This window comes from Flavisphingomonas formosensis (genome assembly GCF_009755815.1).
Classification (GTDB): Bacteria; Pseudomonadota; Alphaproteobacteria; order Sphingomonadales; family Sphingomonadaceae; genus Flavisphingomonas; species Flavisphingomonas formosensis.
Genome location: NZ_WRPK01000006.1, coordinates 58,193 through 78,883, shown reverse-complemented (window position 1 = coordinate 78,883; position 20,691 = coordinate 58,193). Strand labels below are relative to the sequence as shown.

The following is a 20,691-nucleotide window of genomic DNA, read 5'->3' as shown; positions in this document are numbered from 1 at the left end:
AAGCCGAGGCACGCCGACCGGCTAAGCCGCTGCACCAACCCGCAAAGCGGCTTCCCCTAGCGAACCGCTAGATCGACCGCGTCATAACAGGAGGATTTCCCCGCATGCGCGCTCCCTATCTGCTGTTTCTCGGCGACGCCGCCCTCGTCGGCATGGACAAGATGGCGGCGGGGATCGCGCGCTGGCGCGCGCGGGACTGCCTTGCGCAATATCGCCTGCCCGGCTGCGCCTTCGATACCGGCCTGCCCGACATGACGCCGGCCGAGGCTGCCGCCGCCGGTGCCGGCACCATGGTGATCGGCGTCGTCAATGTCGGCGGCGTGATTCCGGACGCCTGGGTTGCGAAGATCGTCGCCGCGCTCGAGGCCGGCCTCGACGTCGCCGCGGGCATGCATCAGCGGCTGGCCGACATGCCCGCAATCGCGGAGGCCGCCCGCCGCTGCGGCCGGACGATCCACGACGTGCGTCAGCCGACCCGGCGCTTCGCCACCGGCACCGGCGCCAAACGCAGCGGCAAGCGGCTGCTGACGGTCGGCACCGACTGCGCGGTCGGCAAGAAATACACCGCGCTGGCGATCGAGGCCGAGCTGCGCGCGCGCCAGGTGGACGCGGACTTCCGCGCCACCGGCCAGACCGGCCTGCTGATCGCCGGCCGCGGCGTCGTCATCGACGCGGTCATCGCCGACTTCATCTCGGGCGCCGCGGAATGGCTGTCCCCCGCTGCCGCTGCCGATCATTGGGACGTGATCGAGGGCCAGGGATCGCTCGCCCATCCTGCTTATGCCGCGGTCACGCTCGGCCTCATCCACGGCAGCCAGCCCGACGCGCTGGTGATCTGCCACGAGCCGGGACGGGAGACGTTGCTGGGCCTCGATTATCCGGTGCCCTCGCTCAACGCCCTTGCCGAAATGGCGCTGAACGCGGCGCATCTCACCAATCCCGCCGCCCGTGCCGTGGGCATCAGCATCAACAGCAGCGCCGTGCCCGAGGATGCGCTGGACGCGCTCGTGGCAGGGATCGAGGCGGAGACCGGCCTGCCCTGCTGCGATCCGATCCGGCAGGGCGTGGGCAAGATCGTCGACCTGCTGCTCGCCCCCGCCGCCTGACCCGCAACGACGATCCGCCCGGACCTCCAGCGAAAGACCAGCCGTGAAGCTCAGCGTCCAAATCGAAACCTGGCCGATGCGCGAAACCTTCCGCATTTCGGGCATCGCCTTCACCCATGCCGAATTGTTCGTCGTGCGCATTGAGGACGGCCCCTATCGCGGCCGGGGCGAAGCCTGCGGCGTCTATTATCGCGGCGATGCCCCGTCCGCGATGGTCGGCCAGGTGGAAGCCATCCGCAGCGAGATCGAAGCGGGGCTGGACCGGACGCGCCTGCTCCGCCTGCTTCCGGCCGGCGGCGCGCGCCACGCCGTCGATGCGGCGCTGTGGGAATTGGAGGCCGCGCGCACCGCGACGCCGGTCTGGGCGCTTGCCGGGCTGGAGGCCGCGCCGCCGCTCGCCACCGTCTTCACCATCGGCATCGGCACCCCCGACGAGATGGCCGCCAAGGCATCGGCGATGACGCATGCCCGCGCCATCAAGCTCAAGCTGGCCGGGAATGCGGAGGATGCGCCGCGGCTGCGCGCGGTCCGCCGGGCCCGGCCGGATGCCGACATCTCGATCGACGCCAATCGCGGCTTCTCGCCCGATGGCCTGCTCGCGCTCTACCCCGCATTGTACGAAACCGGGGTGAGCCTCATCGAACAGCCCTTCGCGATCGGGGCCGAGGAGGCGCTGGAGGGGATGCCGCGGGACATCGCCTTCGCTGCAGACGAAAGCGTGCAGGATATCCGCGATCTCGCAGGCACGGTCGGCCGGTTCGACATCGTCAACATCAAGCTCGACAAATGCGGTGGCCTCACCCACGCGCTGGAAATGGAGCGGGAGGCACGGCGCCTCGGCCTCAAGGTGATGGTCGGCAACATGACGGGCACCTCCTGGTCCCAGGCGCCGGCCTTCGTGCTCGGCCAGCTGTGCGACCATGCCGATCTCGACGGGCCGACCTTCCTCGCTGCCGATCGCGATCCCGCCGTCCGCTATCGCGACGGCATGATCGAATGCCCGGATGCCGTCTGGGGCCTCGGCGGCTGAGGCCGGCACTTTCCTGTTAAGCTGCTGATCCTTTCTGTTAAGATATGAGCCCTTTCGGTTAAGCGGCTCGTGGCCCTCGTCTCCACGATGGCGGCCCCGGCAGAAGCCGAGCAGGCAGGAGCGAAGCGGATGGTCGAGATGCAGAATGCTGGCCGGGTTCCGAAAGCGCGCAGCATCCGCGACATCAAGGAGCTGCACCGCCGCGTCCGCCAGATGGAGGCCGCCGACACGCCCTCCTCCTCGCTTCCGGATGGCTGGTGCCGCCCCCTGCACGGGCTCGGCTTCCGATACGATTACGACATCAATATCGCGCGCGGCGGCTGGGAATATTATGCGCTGGGCACCGGCCTCGGCATGATCGTGACCGACATGGTGGCGGCGACGCCGATTCCGCGGCGGCACGACATGAACGGCCATCTCGTGCTCTCCGCCATGGTGGACGGTGTGATCCCGCTCAGCCACGCGCGCGGCACGGATGCCGTCGGGCCGATGGCCCATGGTTTCTGCACCCTCTACGGCCTTTCCGAAGGCGACGAGCTGGAAACGCTCTACGAACCCGGCAAGCATCTGCGCTGGCTCAGCATCGTCGTCGAGCGCGAGCTGTTCTTCGAGGCGACCGGCCTCGATGCAGCCGACATTCCCACCGATATCGCCGAGTTTCTGTGCAATGGCGTCTCGCTCTCGCCGCGCAACGTCCCGATATCGCATCAGGCCTCGCTCGCGATCCAGCAGCTGTTGCAATGTCCCTTCGACCGCAGCCTGAGAGGCGCCTATCTGCGCGTCAAGACGCTCGAGCTGATCTTCCATCTCTTCGCCACGATCATGACGCCGCCCGAGGAAAGCGCGACCGACATATTGACCCCTGCCGATATTGCGAAGCTCGACACGGCGATGCGCATCATCCGTTCCAATCTCAGCGGTCCGTTGAGCGTGACCGAGCTGTGCACATGCGTCGGGCTGACCCGGCGGCGACTGCAGCTCGGCTTCCGGCAGATCTATGGCGATACCGTCTGCAACGTGCGCGACCGGCTCAGGATGGAGCTGGCGTTCGAGCTGGTGAACGATTCCTCGATGTCGATGATCGAGATCGCGATGGAGGCGGGATATGACCATCCGGCCAGCTTCTCGCGCGCTTTCCGCTCCGCCTTCGGCATGTCGCCGATCATGGCGCGGCAGGCTGCCCGCGAAAGCCTCGTCGAACGCCGCCGACGCGACAGGACAAAGCCGCGCCGGGCGCCCGCTGCCTGAGATCGTGGCCCGGCCATATCGCCACGCGGCCATGTCGAGCAGCAGGCGTGCCGGACTTCACGAGATTTTGATGATCATTCGATGACGATCCGGATGCTTCCTGCACAAGATCGGATCCGCCCCGCAAAGTCCCGTCCCGCCGTTGGTCTAGCGATCATCAGGAGAGCTCAGACCGTAAGCAGATCCATGCAGGCGGCTGGCCCTTTTGGGGGATATGCGATGAAACAGACCATTACGCTCGCACTGCTTTGCTCTACCGCCACGGCTGCCCACGCCGCGGAGCCGGCAACGGACACCACGACGCCGATCGCCGATATCGTCGTAACCGCTGCGGCGCAGAAGAATATAGTCAAGAGCGACGTACCGCTCAGCCAGGTTCCGCAGAATATTCAGATCCTCTCGTCGCAGCTCATCAGGGAGCAGGGCGCCAATCTTCTCGAAAATGTGCTTCAGAACGTGGCCGGCGTCATGACCGGCAGCTACGCTCGCTCATACGACTTCTATCGCATCCGCGGATTCGATGCGAGCGGCTACACCTATGTCGACGGGCTGCCGCGCGGCGTCGCGATCAACGCCGAGCTCGCCGGGCTTGAGCAGGTGGAGGTGATCAAGGGCCCCTCCTCCGTGCTGTTCGGCCAGGGTTCGCCGGGCGGCCTGGTCAATCTGATCAGCAAGCGCCCACAATCGACCCCGCATATCGAGGTGAACGCCAGCTACGGCAGCTATGATAGCTATACGGGGATGATCGACATCACCGGCCCGCTTACCGGCGGCGGCGCGCTCGACGGCCGGATCGTCGCCAATTACCGCAACGACCGCAGCTTCATCGATTTCCATCCGGCGACGCGCCGCCTCTATGTCGCGCCGTCGCTGACTTGGCATATCGGCCCCGACACCAGCCTGACCATATTGGCATCGCTTTCCAAGGACTGGAGCGAGCTCATTCCCGACCAGCCGGCCGCCGGCCTCGTCTATGCCGGACCTCTCGGCTATTATCGCCGATCCCTCTACATCGGCGATCCCGACAACAAGGGAAAGATCCTGCAGACCTTCGTCTCTGCCGGATATGCATTCCGTCATCGTTTCAACGAACATCTCTCTTTCTATCAAAATGCCCGCTATTCCTATCTCGATCTCAAATATCTCAATCTCTACCAGCCGCTCGCCTATGATCCGGCAAGTGGCATCCAATATGAATATGGCGATGATTTTTTCGAGAAACGAAACATCTATTCGCTCGACAGCGGCTTCCAGCTGGATGCGACGACCGGCCCGTTCCGGCACCGTGTGGTGCTCGGCGTCGAATATGAGGGGCTGCGCAATCCGACGAGGATCGGCCTCGGCTTCGCGCCGACCATCGCCTTCAATCTCTACGATCCCGACTACAGCGTCTTCGAGACCCAGCCGCGCACCTTTTACGACGGAAACACGAAATCAGATGCTTTCGGCTTCTATGTGCAGGATACGATCACCCTGGCCCCCGGCCTCAACCTGACCGCCGGCGGCCGCTATGACACGGTGAAGATCAACGACGCGCGCTACACCAAATTCTCGCCGCGCGCGGGCCTGACCTATGAATTGGGCGGCGGCTTTTCCGCCTATCTGAGCTATGCCCGCTCCTTCCTGCCGCAACCCGGCTATTTCGATCTCTCGGGCAAGCCGGTGCCGCCCGAGACCGGCGAGGCCTATGAAGCCGGCGTAAAACTCGGATCGCCCGACGGCCGGCTCAACGGAACGCTCGCCATCTACCAGATCACCCGCTCCAACGTCGCGACGGCGATCCCGAGCATGCCGAGCGTCTACGAAGTCACCGGTGCCCAGCGCAGCCGCGGCGTCGAGCTTGACGGACAGTTCAAGCTCACCCGCCAGTTCCAGCTCGTCGCCAGCTATGCCTACACCCATGCCGTGGTGAAATCTGATCCGACCATCCCGGTCGGCCAGACCGTGATCGGCGCACCGCGCCACAAGGCCAGTCTCTGGGCGCGCTATTCCATCGACGCCGGGCAAATGGGCGTGCTCAGTGCCAGCCTCGGCGGCATCGCTCTTTCGAAACAGCAGGGCTCGCTGCCGAACAGCTACACCATCCCGTCCTACGCATTGGTCAATGCCAATATCGGCCTCAAGAAAGGGCCTTTCTCGGTTCAATTCAACATCAACAATCTCTTCGACAAGAAATATATCTCCGGCGCGACCGGCGACCTCTTCGTCGTCTCAGGCGAACCGCGTATCTGGAAACTCACCCTGGGCTGGGGATTCTGACGGCTCCTTGCAAGAGCGCCGATTATGTTGCGGCCGGCCTGCTCTCGACGAGCGAGGCCGGCCGTCTCGTCACATGACGAGCAGATCCTCGTAAAAGGCGCCGAAAGGCCGCGTGGGATGGCGGATGTGAATTTCGAGCACCCACAGGCCGGGCGAAGGCGCATAGCTGATGTCGGCCAAAGCGCCGTCATGCTTAACGGCATGGGGGAAATCCGACAGGCGGTGGCCGGACATGTCGAGATTGAGCGCCCATCCACGCATGGCGGCATCGCGTTCGGCAAAGCCATAGAGCGCCGCACCGGTGAGTCCATGGTCCATCCAGGCCGTGCGCGTCGCCTCGTAGACGGCAACGACATCGCGCGCCGCGCGGTGCATGTCGGCATCGTCGCCGGTGACGAAGGTCGCGCCGGCGTCGCCTTCATAGCCTTGCCAGACCGGCCCGATATCGATGAAGAATATGTCCCGCTCGCCGAGGATGATGCCGGGCTGGGAGGTTTCGCCGAAGGTCTTGAGCGTGTTCGCGCCGAAGCGGACATGGATGCCATGCCACCCCCGCAGCAGGCCACCTTCCTTGAGGAGGCGCCGGGCCAGCGCCTGCGCGGCTTCCTCCGCCATGCCCGGCGCGATCTCGCCGGCGATCCGCGCGATCGCCGCCCGCGTGCGTTTGCACGCCTCGATCATCAGTGCAGCGTCGTAGCGATCGCCATTGCGCTCCTGCCCGGCGCGGAGCTCCTCATCCCCCATCCTCAGGCATCCCGGATCACGGAGAGAGCATCCGGATTGGCGATGGAATGGCGGGGCCAGCGATCCGACCAGGGCATCGCCGCCTCGAGCTCGAAGGCGAGCGCCAGCAACCGATCTTCGCCACCCTTGGCCGCGGTGAACATGCTGCCGATCGGTACGCCGTCGGTATCGGCGAACAAAGGCAGCGAGATGGCCGGCACGCCGATCAGATTTTGCAGCGGCGTGTAGGAGACGTAGTCGAACATCAGGCCGGCAATCGCCTCGAACGCGCGGGTCGGCGCCAGCTCGCCGATAGGGAGGGCGGGATAACGCAGCACCGGCGACAGCATCAGATCGAACCGCGCGAAGAAGCGTGCAAAAGCCTGCGACGCCGCCGAGATCGTCTCCAGCGCCCGATCGAGCGCGTCGGTCTTCAGGCTCCGCGCCTCCTCGGCAAGCGCCCAGGTCCACGGTTCCAGACTTTCCTCCGCCCGTGCGGCACCGAGGCGGCCGATGGTCTGCATCACGGCATCGTGCGCCAGATATCCCCAAAATGTCCGGAAGCAGGCGGCTATGGCCGGTCCGTCGCCCGGGAATGGCACCGTCTCGATCCGATGACCGAGCGACGCGCAAAGCGCCACCGTCTTTTCGACGATCATTGCGACCGGACCGGAGGGCGGCACGCCGTCCAGATTTTCGGTGACGACCGCGATCCGCAGCCTGTCCGCCGACGGGCCCATCGGCCGCGAGGCACTGCCGGCCCCCACCGCCGTCGCCCAGGCGACGTCGCGCACGCTGCGCGACAGCAGCACGTCGCAGGCCAGAAGATCCTCGATGATATGCACGTCCCGCGCTCGCACATTGCCGCCACGTCCGGGCTTGAGACCGACGAGGCCGCAGCAGCTCGCGGGAATGCGGATCGAGCCGCCGCCGTCCGCCGCATGGGCAAGCGGCACCATGCCCGAAGCGACCGCAGCCGCCGCACCGCCCGACGAGCCGCCAGGCGAGCGGCCGAGCGCCCAGGGATTTTGTGCAGCGCCGTAGAGCACCGGCTCCGTCGTGGGAAGCAGCCCGAATTCGGGCGCATTCGTCTTGCCGAGCGCGATCAGCCCCGCGGCATCGAAACGCTGTGTGAAGGCGAAGGATATGCTACCCGGCTGCGCATCGGCCTTGGATCGGGAGCCGCTTCGGTTCGGCATGCCGGGATAGTCGAGCCCGTCCTTGAGCAGCCAGGGAACGCCGGCCATCTCGCCCGTCGCCGCGCGAGCGCACGCAAGCGCCTGCGCATCGTCACGGCAGGTGATGACGTTCAGGATCGGGTCGAGCGCATCGATCCGGATCCGCGCCGCCTCGACGAGGGCGGCAGGAGGGAGCTGGCGGGTTGCAACCAGCTCGGCCTGGCCATGGGCATCGAGCCGGCCGATCGAAAAAGCGTCGGCTTCGCTCAGCCCTGCCGCAGCGTCAGTCATGTCCGGATACTCCTTGGGGCGGGATCGCCTATCCGGCCTGATGGCGCCGTTTATCCGGCCTCTCTTGGCACATTGGTCTGCCCGCTGTGCAATGAAGCGCAGGACATGCGCGAACCCGCCTTGCCCCGCAGCATTCGGGACGCTTTTTCAAGCAGCCACTCAGCCCTCGGTACGGCGCATGAACTCAGCATAGGTCGGATGATGGGAGAGCAGACCGCCGTCGACCGAGATGACCTGCCCGGTGATGAAGGCGGCACCGGGCGAGGCGAGAAAGACCACCGCCGCAGCCACATCCTCGGGCCGGCCGAGGCGCGGGGTGAGATGGTTGCGCCGGTAGAGCGCGATATCTTCCTCCGAGACATTCGCGGCAAGCGCCGGCGTCTCCATCACGCCGGGAGCGATCGCGTTGCAGCGTATCCCCTGCTTGCCATATTGGGTCGCCACATAGAGGGTGAGCGCGCCGAGGCCGCCCTTCGAGGCGCCATAGGCCGGCCGCACCACATCCCCGGTGAGCCCGGAGGCCGAGGAAGTATTGACGATCACGCCCCCGCCCCGCTTCAGCATCTGCGGAATCGCGTGCTTGCAGCCGAGCATCGGCCCGCGCAGGTTTACCGCGAAGGCCTCGTCCCACACTTCGATGTCCATCGAGACGATGTCCCGATCCCGGCTCATCAGCGCGGGCGAGGATGCGGCCGCATTGTTGTGCAAAATGTCGATCCCGCCATATTCGGCGACCGCAGTTTCGATCATGGCGCGGATGTCGCCTTCCTGCGCGACGTCGGTCCGCACTCCGGTCGCGCGGCCGCCCGCGGCACCGATCTCCTGGGCAACGCGCGCCGCGCTGCCGCCATCGAGATCCGCCGCGACCACCGCCGCTCCGGCCCGCGCGAGCGCCTGTGCCGTCGCCCGTCCGATGCCCGATCCGGCGCCCGTCACGATGGCGACTTTTCCTGATAGAATTTCGCTCATATCCGCCCCATCCCATGATTATTTCCAAGATCACGGAAAATTCCATTATCTATTCCGGTAATTCCTGTCCGGCTTGACACGGATTTTGCCAATATCCACCATCGCGACTGCCGAAGAGGATGAGACCATGAATGGCATGACCATTATGATTGGCCAGGATCGCAGCGAAGCCCATCGCCTCGCAAATGGATTGAATGCCCGGCTGATCTCGACTCCCTCTGCGGGAGATGATGGTGCCTGGATCCGATGGCGCGAGGCGATCGACGCCGAGCCGCGCGCCGAGCGGATCGTGGTTGCCCTTTTCCCGGAGCGATGGGATCCGGCCGGCCTGGCCGATCTGGCATTCGATGCCTGGATCGCACGCGGCGAAGCGCCACTGCTGGAATGGATGATGGCGCTCGGCGCGGCTGGCAGCCTGTGCGCGGACGGCGGGGCGATCGTCGCCGTGGCGGATGCGCCGCCGCCGCTCGATTCCGCGGGGCTCGCGCCGGAAGCCGCGATCGCCGAGGGCGTGGCCGCGCTTGTCCGTTCGCTCGCGCTTTCGGAAGGCAAGCGCGGCGTTCGCGCCAACACCGTCACCACACCCAGCCGCCTGCTCAGCGGCCCGCCGATCGCACCAGATCCCCCACTCCGCGGCTTTCCCGGCACGTTGGAGGAGGATGTGCTCGGCGCCGTGCGGCTCCTGCTTTCTCCCGATGCGGCGCATCTCAGCGGACACTGCCTGCCGGCAGATCGAGGACGGTCATGGTAACTGGGAAGGAAAGACCGAGCGTCATCGTCACCGGCGCGAGCGGCGGTGTCGGTCGGGGCATCGCGCTCGCCTGCGGCGAGGCCGGCTGGACCGTGTGGATCGCGGCGCGCCGGCCTGCGCAAGGCGAAGCCGTCGCCGCCGAGGTTAGCGCGCTTGGCGGTGTCGGCCGCTTCGTTGCATGCGACGTGGCGGAGGAGGCGTCGGTTGCCGCAGCCATAACCGCAGCCGTGGCCGAGGATGGCAGGCTGGACGGCGCCGTGCACAATGCCACCAGCGAGCAGTCGGCCACCCGGCACGCCACCCTGCCCGATTTCACGATGGAGGAGATGCTCCATCAGGTCGCGGTCTCCGTGCGCGGCTCCTATCTGCTCGCGCGTCTCGCCTACCCTCATCTTCGCAAGAGCCGGGGGGCGCTGCTGCTGCTGACCTCCGAGGCCGGCTTCGAAGGCAAAGCGCGACTGCCGGTCTATGCGGGCGTGAAGGCCGCCCAGCGCGGGCTTGGACGGGCATTGGCGCGCGAATGGGGCCCGGACGGCATTCGCGTCAACTGCATCGCGCCGCTCGCCACAACGCCGGCGCTGGTCGAGGCCTTCGCCCGCGACGAGACGATGAAGGCGCGGGTGATGGGCCGCAACCCGATGGGCCGCCTCGGCGACCCTATGCAGGATATCGGCCGCGCGGCGCGCTTCCTGCTCTCGCCGGACAGCGCCTATGTCACCGGCCATACGCTGATGGCCGACGGCGGGAGTTGTCCCGTCACCTGACTCCTTCCACCACCAGATCGAGCGTCTCCGGCCCATATTCAAGATGATGCGCGACGCAGCGCCACTCGAAGCCAGCGACGAGGCTGAGGCTGCCGGCCGGGAAACGCGCGATCATCTCCTCCAGCACGACACGTCCGATCATCCGGGTGAGATGGTTGCCGATGCACAGATGCGGCCCAAAGCCGAATGCGAGGTGGCTCGCCGGATTCTCACGGTCGAGCCGGAAGCTGCCGGGATCGGGATAGACCGCCGGATCGCGATTGGCCGCCGCGATGCCGAGCATGACATGCTCGCCCCTGTACACCGGGCAGCCGCCGATCTCGCTGTCCTGCCGCGCGGTCCGGAAAAGAAAGGCGACCGGCGCCTCGAGGCGCAGCGATTCTTCGACCGCCGCCGCGATCTTGTCCGGCTCCTCGCGCAGGCGCTGCTGGAAGCCCGCGTCCGCCACGAAGCGATAGGCGAGATTACCGAGCATGTAGCTCGCCGAAAGCGAGCCGGAGAGAATGTTGACGATCAGGGTGCGGATATGATGCGCGCCGATCCGCCAGCCATCTTCGTCCCGCGCGCTCGCCATCGTGGTGACGAGATCGTCGGGCGCCCCCTCCCCCGCCGCCTCCCGCTCCGCGATCAGTCCGTCGAGCACCGCCGCAAATTCGGGAAAGGCGCCGGCAATGCCCTCGCCCCGCTCGGTCTTGCCATGCGACGGCCACGTGCTGTGCAGCAGCTCATCGCACCAGCGCATGACCTGCTCGTGCAGGCCGTCCGCTATGCCGAGCGCATGCGCCGAGACCGATCCGGGCAGCGGAATGGCCAGCGCCTTCATGAGATCGCCGCCACCCGCCCGCGCGAAGGCGTCGAGGCGTCGCCGGACATTCGCGCGGGTCCACCCCTCGACTGCAATTGCATTGCGTGGGGTGAAGCCGCGCATCAGGATGCGGCGGATCTTCGGGTGGAGCGGCGCATCGAGCTCCCCGAGAAAGCTCTCCTCGATCGGGACGGTGACGCCCGGCGCGCGCATGTCGCCCACGGAGGAGAAGCGCGCCGCATCCCTGAACGCGTCGCGCGTATCGGCCCAGCGGGTGGTGAGCACGAGATTGTCCGCCGGGCGACAGACCGGCCGGGCACTGCGGATACGATCCATCAGCGCGAAATCCTTGGCCCTGGCCGCATCGTGCGGATCGAAGGCGAAATCCTGATCGATCGGCTGGCTGCTCATCGGCACATCCTCATGCAAACACTACGGGCACGCTCGCCAGGCCGCGCGTCGGCACGAGCTGCGTGCGCACGATCCCGCTTTCGACGACGTCGAACTCCGGCGCCGCCGCCAGCAACGCCTGCAGGGCGACCCGCGTCTCGAGCCGTGCGACCGCGGCGCCGAGGCAGGTGTGGATGCCCTGGCCGAAGGTCCAATGCGTCTTCACCCGGGGCCGATCGAAGTCGAGCCGTTCGGGATGATCGAACATGGCCTCGTCATGATTGGCCGAGCCGTAGAGGATCAGCACCTGATCGCCCTCCGGTATCGTCACGCCATGCAGGGTGACGTCGCATGTCGTGGAGCGCGCCAGCCCTTGCACCGGCGAGACGAAGCGCATCAGCTCCTCCAGCGCCGTCGGCCAGCGCGAGGGCTCCGCGACCAGCTTGCGCCGCTCGTCCGGAAAGCGCGCCAGCGCTATCACGGCATTGGCGATCATGTTCATCGTCGTATTCTGCGACGCATCGTGCAGCAGCGAGCAGAAGCCGGCAATCTCCTCGTCGCTGAGCTCCAGCCCAGCCTTGTCGTGGTGCAGGATCTGCGAGATCAGGTCGGAGCCCCGGCGCAGGCGACGCTCGGCCACCAGTGACTTCCAATAAGCGTCCATCTCGGCATAGGCAGCAAGCGCCGCCGGGCTGGTGAAATCGGATCCGGCAAGCGTATCGAGGTTCCAGCGCAGAAACTGCCCGCGATCCGCGACCGGCAGATCCATCAGCGAACACATGGTCAGGGTCGGGATCAGCTGCGCATAGCCCGTTGCCGCGTCGAGCCGCCCTTCGGCGACGGGCTCGCGCAGCAGGTCCTGCGCGGCCCGCGCGACATCCGGCTCGAGGTCCGCCACCCGCTTCGGTGTCAGCACGCGCGCAAGGATCGCACGCAGCGCATCGTGCCGCGGAGGATCCATGTTGAAGATATTGGGAGGGATAAGGGTGATGTCGGTATCGATCAGCGTGCCTTTGGCGGAGGAAAAGCGCCGCCAGTCCTTGAGCGCTGCGTCCACGTCTTCGGCCCGGCTCAGCATCCAGTAATGCGGCCAGATCCGGTGGTTGACGATCTCGCGCCGGTAGACCGGATGATCCCGGCGCATCACCCTGTAGGCCGAAAAAGGATCCTCGAAGAAGGCCGGCGCAAAAGGATCGAAGTCGAATGCACGGTTGGCGCTGGCTTCAGCCACCATTTCCGCCGTCATGAGCCGCTCCTCCCTCCTGCACATATCCTGTGCGCAGATGCGCCGCCGGCACTACATGCACCATGCGAGACCAGGAGGCGGAGTAGCAAAGGCGGCCGGCTTCACGAAAATCGCCCCCGACTGCTTCCGGATAGCCGGAAAAGGCGGCCGGCCGTTCCTATGGGAACATCATGCTCGACGGGGACGGCAGGCCAGAAGAGCGGGAATGCCACGACCGCACCAAATTCGCGGAAGCCGGCGATCGCCATCGTCCGCGGATTCGACGGATCGGGACCGCTGAAAAGCCGATCGTTGTAGTTATGCGCAGCCCCGCAGCAGGGTGGTCTCGACATCAGCAGGTTTTCGATTTCTCTGGACAAACACCATCTACAGAATAACCGACTTCGCGCTCGAAATGACTATATGAATCCTATAGAAAACTGCTTTGCACATTCAATTCTATATGCGCAGGCCGAGGGATTAACACTGTAATACATACCTGGATGGCATGTCGTCAGTATCAAAGATCATGCATCGAAGTCAAAGGACTCGCAGCCCTGTTTTCTGACACCGCCGGACACGAGAAGAGGCGATGCTGGTGTTCGTCACTTTCCTGCTGACGTTAGTCCGCAACTGCGGCCTTTATCCGTCAGAAAGGATATCGCCCCGCCGTCCGGTTCCGCATTGTCGCAGTAAGCGGACAATCCCGGCAGTCGCCGCATTTCGCGGTGCGGAATCGCTGCATAGCCTGACCGCACGCAAAATGGGATGGAGCAAGGCGTGATCCGCAGCATTGGGATTGTCGGCAGTGGTTTGGCCGGTCTCAGCACCGCAAAGACGCTGCGGCAATTCGGTTTCGACGTGACCATATTCGAGAAGGAAGCGGACATTGGCGGCGTCTGGTCCGCATCACGCCGCTATCCCGGCCTGACAACGCAAAATCCGCGAGACACCTATGCCTTTTCGGATTTTCCGATGCCACGATCCTATCCCGAATGGCCGACCGGAGCGCAGGTTCAGGCCTATCTCGAAACCTATGTCGATCATTTCGCCTTTCGCGATGCGATCCGGCTGAACTGCGAAGTGGTTGCCGCGATCCCGCGCGGAGAGGAAGGCTGGACGATCGTCACCCGATCCACCAGGGACGGAAACGAGGACCGTCACGACGTCGATTATCTGATCGTCTGCAACGGTATATTTTCGATTCCTTCTATCCCGGCCTTCCCTGGGCGCGACGACTTCATCGGCGCTGGTGGCCACATCCTGCACACCAGCGAGTTCACCGATCCGGAGATTGCACGCGGCCGCAATCTCCTAGTGATCGGATATGGCAAGTCGTCGTGCGACGTCGCGATGGCGAGCGTCGGTCTCGCCGCCTCGACCACGGTGATCGCCCGCCACTTGATCTGGAAAATTCCGAAACGCCTCGCCAAAATACTCAACTTCAAGCATCTTTTTCTCAATCGGCTCGGCGAGGGCCTGTTCCGCTACATCCAGATCAGGGGTTTCGAGAAGTTCCTGCACGGCCCCGGCAAGCCGGTGCGCGACATGATGATGGGAAGTGTTCAGGCGGTGATCTCCCGCCAGCTCCAGCTGCGCAGGATCGGCCTGGAGCCCGACAGCAAGCTGGAAACGATCGCGCGGAGCACCGTCAGCCTCGTCACCGACGGCTTTTACGAGAATATCGCGAGTGGGGCGATCGGCTTCCAGAAGGGCGAGATCGCCACGCTTCGGCCCGGCGAGGCGACGCTCTCCACCGGCGCGACGGTGCCGGCCGAAGTGATCATCTGCGGAACCGGCTGGCACCAGCGTTGCGACTTCCTGGACGCCGCCACTCTGGCGAAGGTCACCGATATGCGCGGCAATTTCCGCCTGTACCGTTCGATGCTGCCGGTGGGCGTGCCGCGCCTCGCCTTCAACGGCTATAATTCCTCCTTCTTCAGCCAGCTCAACGCGGAAGTCAGCGCGCTGTGGCTCGCCGATCTGCTGCGCGGTGGGCTGACACCGCCGCCTGTCGAGACGCAGAACGCCTATGTCGACTCGCGGCTCGCCTGGATGGAAGCGCGAACCGACGGCAAGCATTCGAAAGGCACCAACATCATCCCCTTCTCGGTGCATCATATGGACGAGATATTGGCGGAAATGGATCTCAAGCTGCCGCTTTCCACCCGCCTCAAACATTGGTTCGTCGCCATCGACGCCGCCGACTATGCCGGGTTGCTGCCCCGGCTGATGCGCCGCCATGGCGTGACTTCGCGGCCGCAGCACCGCGCCAGCCAAGGACAAGCCGCATGACCCCACTCGCCGGCAAGGTCGCGATCGTGACCGGCGGTGCCGCCTCGATCGGCGCCGCCATTTCCCGCAAGCTGCACGCCGACGGCGCCGCCGTGATGATCGCCGCGCGCAGCGCCGCGAAGGGCGACGTGATCGCGGCGGAACTCGGCGACCGCGCCCGTTTCGTCGCCACCGACATCACCGACGATGCCGCGCTCGAAACGCTCGTCGGCGCGGCGATCGCCACGTTCGGCCGGCTCGACATCGTCGTCAACAATGCCTGTTCCTATGGTGACGACGGCCCCGCGACGGCGCGCCGGACATGGCTCGACACGCTGAACGTCAACGCCGTTTCCGCCGCGATACTGGGTGAGATCGCGCGGCCGCATCTCGCCGCAACGCGGGGCAATATCATCAATATCGGCTCCATCTCGGGGCTGGTGCCGCATGTCGGCCGCTGGGCCTATCCGGTGTCCAAGGCAACACTACGCCACCTCTCCAAGGCGCAGGCGCTCGACTACGCGGCCGACGGCATTCGTGTGAACATGGTGACGCTCGGCCACATCTGGTCGGATCCGTTCGATGGGCTGACTTCCGGCGATCGTGCCCATGCCGACGCCGTCGCGGCCGATCTCAATCTGCTCGGCCGCGTTGCCGACGCCGCCGAGGTCGCCAACGTCGTCGCCTTCGTCGCATCCGACGCCGCATCCTACATGACTGGAAGCGAGACCAATGTGGACGGCGGCTACGCCATTCTCGGGCCGGAACGGCGCATCCCGCTGATGCCGCTGCTGATGGCGCAGGGCTGAGCCGTGCCGATGGAACCGGACGTCGTCATCGTCGGCAGCGGCATCAACGCGCTGGTGTGCGGCGCGATGCTCGGCTTGCGCGGCAAGCGCGTGCTGCTGCTCGAGCGCAATGCGCTGGCCGGCGGCTGCATCCGCACCGAGGAGCTGACGCTGCCCGGTTTCCGGCACGATACCCTTTCCACCCTTTATCCGCTGTTCGTCACCGCCCCCCATTTCGCCGAACTCGGTCCTGCGCTCGCCCGCCACGGCGTCCGCTTCGTGAACACGGACACGCCCACCGCAACGTTGCTGCCGGACGGCCGCGCCTTCATCTTCCGCACCGACCGATCGGCCAATGCAGCCGCCTTCGATGTGCTCGCACCCGGCGACGGCGACGCCTATCGCGCGGCGATGGCCGAGATCGAACGCGGCGCGCCGCTGATCTTCGGACTGCTCGGAAACGCGCTCTGGTCCTGGCGCACGGTCCGCCTGCTCGCGGGCGAGGCGCGGCGCCGCGGCCTTGCCGGCCTCGCGCGCTTCTTCGGGGAAGCGATGGGATCGGCCCGCGACTGGCTGGCCGGCGCCTTTCGCTCGCCGGTCTCGCGCGGGCTGTTCGCGCCCTGGGTGCTGCATGTCGGCCTGTCTCCGGAGAGCGCGGCTTCGGCACTGATGAACCGCCTCGTCCTGTTCTCGCTGGAGCAGGCCGGCGCACCGATGGTAGCCGGCGGCAGCGACCGCATCGTTGCCGGCTTCCGGGCGTTGATCGAGGAATGCGGCGGCGAGCTGCGCACCGGCACCGACGTGGAGCGGATCCTCGTCGAACGGGGCCGCGCGACGGGAGTGATCCTTGCAGGCGGAGAGACGATCCGCGCGCGCCGCGCCGTCGTCGCCTCGGTGACGCCCACCCAGCTTTACGGCCGCCTGCTCCCCCGGCACGCCGTGCCACCCGAAACCCAGGCAGATGCCGCCCGCTTCCGTTATGGCCGCGGCGAGATGCAGATCCATCTCGCCCTGTCCGAACCGCCGGCCTGGCCGGATCCGACGCTGGGCAAGGTCGCGATGCTGCACCTGACCGATGGCCTCGACGGCGTTTCACAGGCAGTGAACGAGGCCGAGCGGGGATTGCTGCCCCAACAGGGCACGATCGTGGTCGCGCAGCCGATTGCGCTCGATCCCAGCCGCGCGCCGGAAGGCCGATGGATTTTCTGGATCCAGCTCCAGGAGCTGCCGCGCGACGGCGAACTGCGCGGCGACGCCGCCGGCGAGATCGAGATTCCCGCCGACGGCCGCTGGACCGAAGCCGTGCGCGAGGCCTATGCGGACCGGATAGTGGCTCGCCTCTCGGCGCTGATCCCCAATCTCGACCGCTCGATCCTCGGCCGCCACGTCATCAGCCCCGCGGATCTCGCCCGGCTGAACATAAACCTCGTCGACGGCGATCCTTATGGCGGGCTCTGCTCGATCGACCAGTTCATGCTGTGGCGCCCGTTCGCCACGCCCGGCAATCACCGCACGCCGATCGACCGCCTCTACCATATCGGTGCCTCGACACATCCGGGCCCCGGCCTCGGCGGCATGTCCGGCTATCTGGCCGCGGCCGATCTCGCATGACCGACACTCGCGAAACGGAACGCGCCCCATGACGCAACGGCCCCTTCTCCACCGCTTCGCTCCGGCGCTCTGCACTTATGCCGGCGGCCTGGTCATCGGTCTCACCTTGGTGAGCTTCCCGGCGAGCAGCGTCGTGCTGCGCGCGCTCCATCATTTCTCTAACGAGCAATATGGCGCGATCTATATCCCGCAGCTCGCCGCATCCGTGCTCGGCGCGCTCGCCGGCGGAGCGATCGAGCGCCGGCTCTCCCTGCGCGGCATGTTCCTGATCGCGCTGGCCTGCTTCGCGATCGCGGAGGCGCTGCTCGCCGCATCAAGCCTGGTCGCACCAAGCCTTGCCCTTCTCCTCATCATGATGGGCACCGCCTCTTTCGGTTTCGGCTTCGGCTTCGGCGGCGGACCGCTCAACGCATTCGCCGCCTTGCTCTTCCCCGCCCGACAGGGCGCCGCGGTGACGGCGCTGCACATGTGCGCGGGTGCGGGGCTGACCGTGGCTCCCGTCTTCTTCGCGGCGCTTGCTGACAGGGGAATGTGGATCGCCGGACCCGGGCTGCTGGCGGTGGTCAGCGGGCTGCTGTTCCTGATCGCCCTGTCCACTCGCTTTCCGATCCCCGACGAAGTGCCGGGCGATACGGTGGGCAACACGCGCCATCCGGGCAGGACCATTTTCTTCTGGGCCTGTGCCGCCGCTGCCATGCTCTACTCGGTGGCCGAGGGCACATTCTCCAACTGGGCGACAGTGTTCCTCACCGAGGAACGCGGCCTCGCGGCCCGCGACGCCGCGCTGGCGCTGACCTGCTTCTGGGCAGCGATCACCGGCGGCCGGCTGCTCGCCTCGCTGATCGCGGTCAGGCTGCCGCCGATCCTGTTCCTTGCGGTACTGCCTTGCGCCATGGCCGCCGCGCTGCTGCTGCTGCCGCATGTCGAAGGAAGCGGCGCCGCCTATGCGGGCTTCGGTCTGGCCGGTCTGGCCTGTTCGGCCTTCTTCCCGATGCTCGTCGCCTTCACCGCCGCCCGCACGCCACGCGCCATTTCCTGGATCGCCTCGATGCTCACCGCAGCGATGATGGTGGGCGTGGGCATCGGCTCCTACGCCGTCGGCGCGCTGCGAGGCGCCACGCCGATAGCCCGGCTCTACGGACAGGCGATCGTGGCGCCGCTCGCCTGCCTGGCCTGCGTCGCCATCGCTTTCACGATCGCCCGTCGATCGCGGTCCTGAACGTCCGGCAGAAGTCCGCGATCGCGGCAAACAGTGCGGCCGCGTCCACATCCTCGTCGCCCATTGCCCGGATCCGGTCGACCAGCGCCGATCCTACGATGACGCCGTCCGCAACCGCCGCGATCTCGGCAGCCAGCGCCGGCGTCTTGATTCCGAAGCCGACCGCCACTGGTCGATCCGACAAGGCCCGGCACATCGCGACTGCGGCGCGCACCTGTCCGGTGTCCGGGGCGGCGCCGCCGGTCGGCCCGGCCTGAGCGACACAGTAGCTGAAGCCGCCCACTCCCGGACTGGCCGCGAGGTTCGCATCCGTCATACCATCCGGCGAGACGAGCGGGACGAGAGCAAGGCCCGCCGCCGCGATCGCCGGCAGCAGCGCAGCGGCCTCACGCAGTGGCAGATCGGGAATGATCAGCGCGTCAGCGCCCGCATCGGCAATGTAGGCGAACACGGCGCCGTCTCGCGACAAAAGGGGATTGGCATAACCCATCAGCACGATCGGCGTGTCGGCATCGCGCGCGCGAAAGCGACGGACGATCGCCAGCGTAGCGTCCAGCGACCCGCCGGCATCCAGCGCGCGCCGATTGGCGAGACGAATGACCGGGCCATCGAGGATTGGATCACAAAAGGGATAACCGAGCTCGATGATATCGGCGCCGCCTGCGACGACCGCGTGGAGCATGTCCGCCGCCAGCGCGATCGAAGGATCGCCCGCGGCAAGATAGAAAATCAGCGCGGCCCGGCCCTGTTGGCGGCGCTCGACGAAGCGCCGCGTGAGACGGCGGCTCATCCGTGGCGCTCCACCAGCGGCAGATCCTTGGTGCCGCCTCCATTGAGCACGCAGACGATCGCCGTTCCCGTCGCGGCAGTGGCCGCCATCCTCTGCGCGTGGGCGACCCCGTAAGCGGATTCGAGCGACATGAGCAGCCCGTAATGCCGCGCCGCCCAGCGCAGGCTGGCGATCGCATCGCCGTCCGCGATGCGCGCGACCTCGATCCGGCCGGCGCGAGCCCAGGCGGCCAGTTCCGGTCCGGCGGCTGGATAGGACGCGCCGGGCGCTAGCGCGCGTATGTCGCACAGCTGCCCGTCCGCATCCTGCAGCAGCAGCGTGTAGGCGCCGTGCAGCACGCCGGGCCGGCCATGGCTGAGCGGCGCGGCGCTGCGGCTGCCGCCATCGCCCTCCGGCTCCACCAGGATCAGGCGCGTCGCATCGTCGAGCAATGCGCCGAACAGCCCCACGGCCGCTCCGCCTCCATCCATCGTCGCAATTGCGACAGCGGGCGGCGCGCCCGTGCGCTCGACGATCTGCGCCCGCGCCTCCCGGCCGATCACGGCCTGGAAATCACGCACCAGAGTGGGATAGGGATGCGGCCCGATCGGCGCACCAGCGACGTAAAGACAATCGGCGCCATGGGCCATCCAATGCTGGATCGCGCCGCTCATCGCATGGTGCAGCATGCTCGCCTCTCCGGGCACCATCGCGACCGTGGCGCCAAAGGCCCGCATGCGATCGACCATAGCGAGCTGGGAACGTCCCGCCGGATCGGCGATATAGATCGTTGCGGCGAGGCCGAGCCGCGACGCGGTGGCCGCCACGGCCACGCCATGATCGCCGGATCCGGTGTCGGCGACCACCGCTCCCATCCCCATGCGCTGCGCCAACAGGCATTGCCCGAGCACGCCGCCGCCATAGCTGCCGCCGCTGTTCGAAAGATCCTCGCGCTTCAAGAACAGCCGGGCGGCGCCGGCATCCCCGAGCTCGATCAGGCTCAGCGGCGTCGGTCGCCCGACATGATCGGCGAGCAGCCTGTCGAACGTCGCGCGGAAGACGGGATCCGCGCGGGCTTCGCGATAGGCCGCCTCCAGCCGATCGAGGACGGGCAACAATATGGGTGCGACGAATTGCCCGCCAAAGGCTTCGCCGGGACGACCGGCAAAGCGGCCCCGGCTGTGGCAGGGCACCGTCACTATCTGGTTGGTCATGCGCCGATGAACCATGGGCGGCGCGCACCCGCCAGCGCCGGAGAAAAGCACACCGGCATTCACCGCGGCCAGTGGAC

Annotated in this window: 18 protein-coding genes; 11 read left to right on the top strand and 7 right to left on the bottom strand. The window is 66.6% G+C overall.

Going from position 1 to position 20,691, the window contains the following annotated elements; all coding sequences use genetic code 11:
- Nucleotides 1-104 precede the first annotated feature (104 nt).
- The 4 genes from dgcN to GQY20_RS17120 all read left to right on the top strand — a co-directional run bounded on the left by dgcN (nucleotide 105) and on the right by GQY20_RS17120 (nucleotide 5,643).
- On the top strand, nucleotides 105-1,106 hold the full coding sequence (dgcN, locus tag GQY20_RS17135) for an N-acetyltransferase DgcN (protein ID WP_157218354.1): 1,002 nt from the start codon (nucleotides 105-107) through the stop codon (nucleotides 1,104-1,106).
- A 43-nt stretch (nucleotides 1,107-1,149) separates the two neighbouring features.
- Nucleotides 1,150-2,136: a dipeptide epimerase gene (locus tag GQY20_RS17130; protein WP_232476115.1), complete on the top strand. Its 987-nt coding sequence runs from the start codon at nucleotides 1,150-1,152 to the stop codon at nucleotides 2,134-2,136.
- 129 nt (nucleotides 2,137-2,265) lie between these two features.
- Nucleotides 2,266-3,384: a helix-turn-helix transcriptional regulator gene (locus tag GQY20_RS17125; RefSeq protein ID WP_157218353.1), complete on the top strand. Its 1,119-nt coding sequence runs from the start codon at nucleotides 2,266-2,268 to the stop codon at nucleotides 3,382-3,384.
- Between the two features lie 219 nt (nucleotides 3,385-3,603).
- Nucleotides 3,604-5,643 (top strand): TonB-dependent siderophore receptor, encoded by a 2,040-nt coding sequence (locus GQY20_RS17120; protein WP_157218352.1) that lies wholly within the window; start codon nucleotides 3,604-3,606, stop codon nucleotides 5,641-5,643.
- Nucleotides 5,644-5,712: 69 nt separating this feature from the next.
- On the opposite strand, the gene GQY20_RS17115 is transcribed toward GQY20_RS17120, so the two are convergent.
- The 3 genes from GQY20_RS17115 to GQY20_RS17105 all read right to left on the bottom strand — a co-directional run bounded on the left by GQY20_RS17115 (nucleotide 5,713) and on the right by GQY20_RS17105 (nucleotide 8,804).
- The gene (locus tag GQY20_RS17115) at nucleotides 5,713-6,387 is read right to left on the bottom strand and encodes a M24 family metallopeptidase (RefSeq protein ID WP_157218351.1); all 675 of its coding nucleotides are present in this window, start codon (nucleotides 6,385-6,387) and stop codon (nucleotides 5,713-5,715) included.
- 2 nt (nucleotides 6,388-6,389) lie between these two features.
- On the bottom strand, nucleotides 6,390-7,835 hold the full coding sequence (locus GQY20_RS17110) for an amidase family protein (protein WP_157218350.1): 1,446 nt from the start codon (nucleotides 7,833-7,835) through the stop codon (nucleotides 6,390-6,392).
- Between the two features lie 159 nt (nucleotides 7,836-7,994).
- Nucleotides 7,995-8,804, bottom strand: coding sequence for an SDR family NAD(P)-dependent oxidoreductase (locus GQY20_RS17105; protein ID WP_157218349.1), 810 nt, complete (start codon nucleotides 8,802-8,804; stop codon nucleotides 7,995-7,997).
- 136 nt (nucleotides 8,805-8,940) lie between these two features.
- Here GQY20_RS17105 and GQY20_RS17100 point away from each other — a divergent pair, with 136 nt between their 5' ends.
- Both GQY20_RS17100 and GQY20_RS17095 read left to right on the top strand, forming a co-directional pair.
- Complete coding sequence (locus GQY20_RS17100; RefSeq protein ID WP_157218348.1) at nucleotides 8,941-9,555, top strand: Rossmann-fold NAD(P)-binding domain-containing protein; 615 nt, start codon at nucleotides 8,941-8,943, stop codon at nucleotides 9,553-9,555.
- Complete coding sequence (locus GQY20_RS17095) at nucleotides 9,549-10,319, top strand: SDR family NAD(P)-dependent oxidoreductase (protein ID WP_157218347.1); 771 nt, start codon at nucleotides 9,549-9,551, stop codon at nucleotides 10,317-10,319. Before GQY20_RS17100 ends, GQY20_RS17095 begins: the two co-directional genes overlap by 7 nt.
- Here GQY20_RS17095 and GQY20_RS17090 read toward each other — a convergent pair.
- Entirely contained in the window at nucleotides 10,312-11,535 is a 1,224-nt protein-coding gene (locus tag GQY20_RS17090; protein WP_157218346.1) for a cytochrome P450, read from the bottom strand. The genes GQY20_RS17095 and GQY20_RS17090 overlap by 8 nt on opposite strands.
- 10 nt (nucleotides 11,536-11,545) lie before the next feature.
- The gene (locus GQY20_RS17085; RefSeq protein WP_157218345.1) at nucleotides 11,546-12,760 is read right to left on the bottom strand and encodes a cytochrome P450; all 1,215 of its coding nucleotides are present in this window, start codon (nucleotides 12,758-12,760) and stop codon (nucleotides 11,546-11,548) included.
- A 571-nt stretch (nucleotides 12,761-13,331) separates the two neighbouring features.
- Here GQY20_RS17085 and GQY20_RS32195 point away from each other — a divergent pair.
- The 5 genes from GQY20_RS32195 to GQY20_RS17065 are packed head-to-tail and all read left to right on the top strand — an operon-like array spanning nucleotide 13,332 to nucleotide 18,631.
- Nucleotides 13,332-13,523, top strand: coding sequence for a hypothetical protein (locus GQY20_RS32195; RefSeq protein ID WP_198351030.1), 192 nt, complete (start codon nucleotides 13,332-13,334; stop codon nucleotides 13,521-13,523).
- The gene (locus GQY20_RS17080) at nucleotides 13,520-15,034 is read left to right on the top strand and encodes a flavin-containing monooxygenase (protein ID WP_157218344.1); all 1,515 of its coding nucleotides are present in this window, start codon (nucleotides 13,520-13,522) and stop codon (nucleotides 15,032-15,034) included. Before GQY20_RS32195 ends, GQY20_RS17080 begins: the two co-directional genes overlap by 4 nt.
- Complete coding sequence (locus GQY20_RS17075; protein WP_157218343.1) at nucleotides 15,031-15,822, top strand: SDR family oxidoreductase; 792 nt, start codon at nucleotides 15,031-15,033, stop codon at nucleotides 15,820-15,822. Before GQY20_RS17080 ends, GQY20_RS17075 begins: the two co-directional genes overlap by 4 nt.
- A gap of 9 nt (nucleotides 15,823-15,831) precedes the next feature.
- Nucleotides 15,832-17,412 carry a phytoene desaturase family protein gene (locus GQY20_RS17070; RefSeq protein ID WP_157218342.1) on the top strand — a complete coding sequence of 527 codons (1,581 nt, stop codon included), beginning with the start codon at nucleotides 15,832-15,834 and terminating at the stop codon, nucleotides 17,410-17,412.
- Between the two features lie 28 nt (nucleotides 17,413-17,440).
- Nucleotides 17,441-18,631 carry an MFS transporter gene (locus GQY20_RS17065; protein ID WP_157218341.1) on the top strand — a complete coding sequence of 397 codons (1,191 nt, stop codon included), beginning with the start codon at nucleotides 17,441-17,443 and terminating at the stop codon, nucleotides 18,629-18,631.
- On the opposite strand, the gene trpA is transcribed toward GQY20_RS17065, so the two are convergent.
- Nucleotides 18,603-19,421: a tryptophan synthase subunit alpha gene (trpA, locus tag GQY20_RS17060; protein ID WP_157218340.1), complete on the bottom strand. Its 819-nt coding sequence runs from the start codon at nucleotides 19,419-19,421 to the stop codon at nucleotides 18,603-18,605. The two genes, GQY20_RS17065 and trpA, sit on opposite strands and share 29 nt — an antisense overlap.
- Nucleotides 19,418-20,614 (bottom strand): pyridoxal-phosphate dependent enzyme, encoded by a 1,197-nt coding sequence (locus GQY20_RS17055; protein WP_157218339.1) that lies wholly within the window; start codon nucleotides 20,612-20,614, stop codon nucleotides 19,418-19,420. Before GQY20_RS17055 ends, trpA begins: the two co-directional genes overlap by 4 nt.
- Nucleotides 20,615-20,691 lie beyond the last annotated feature (77 nt).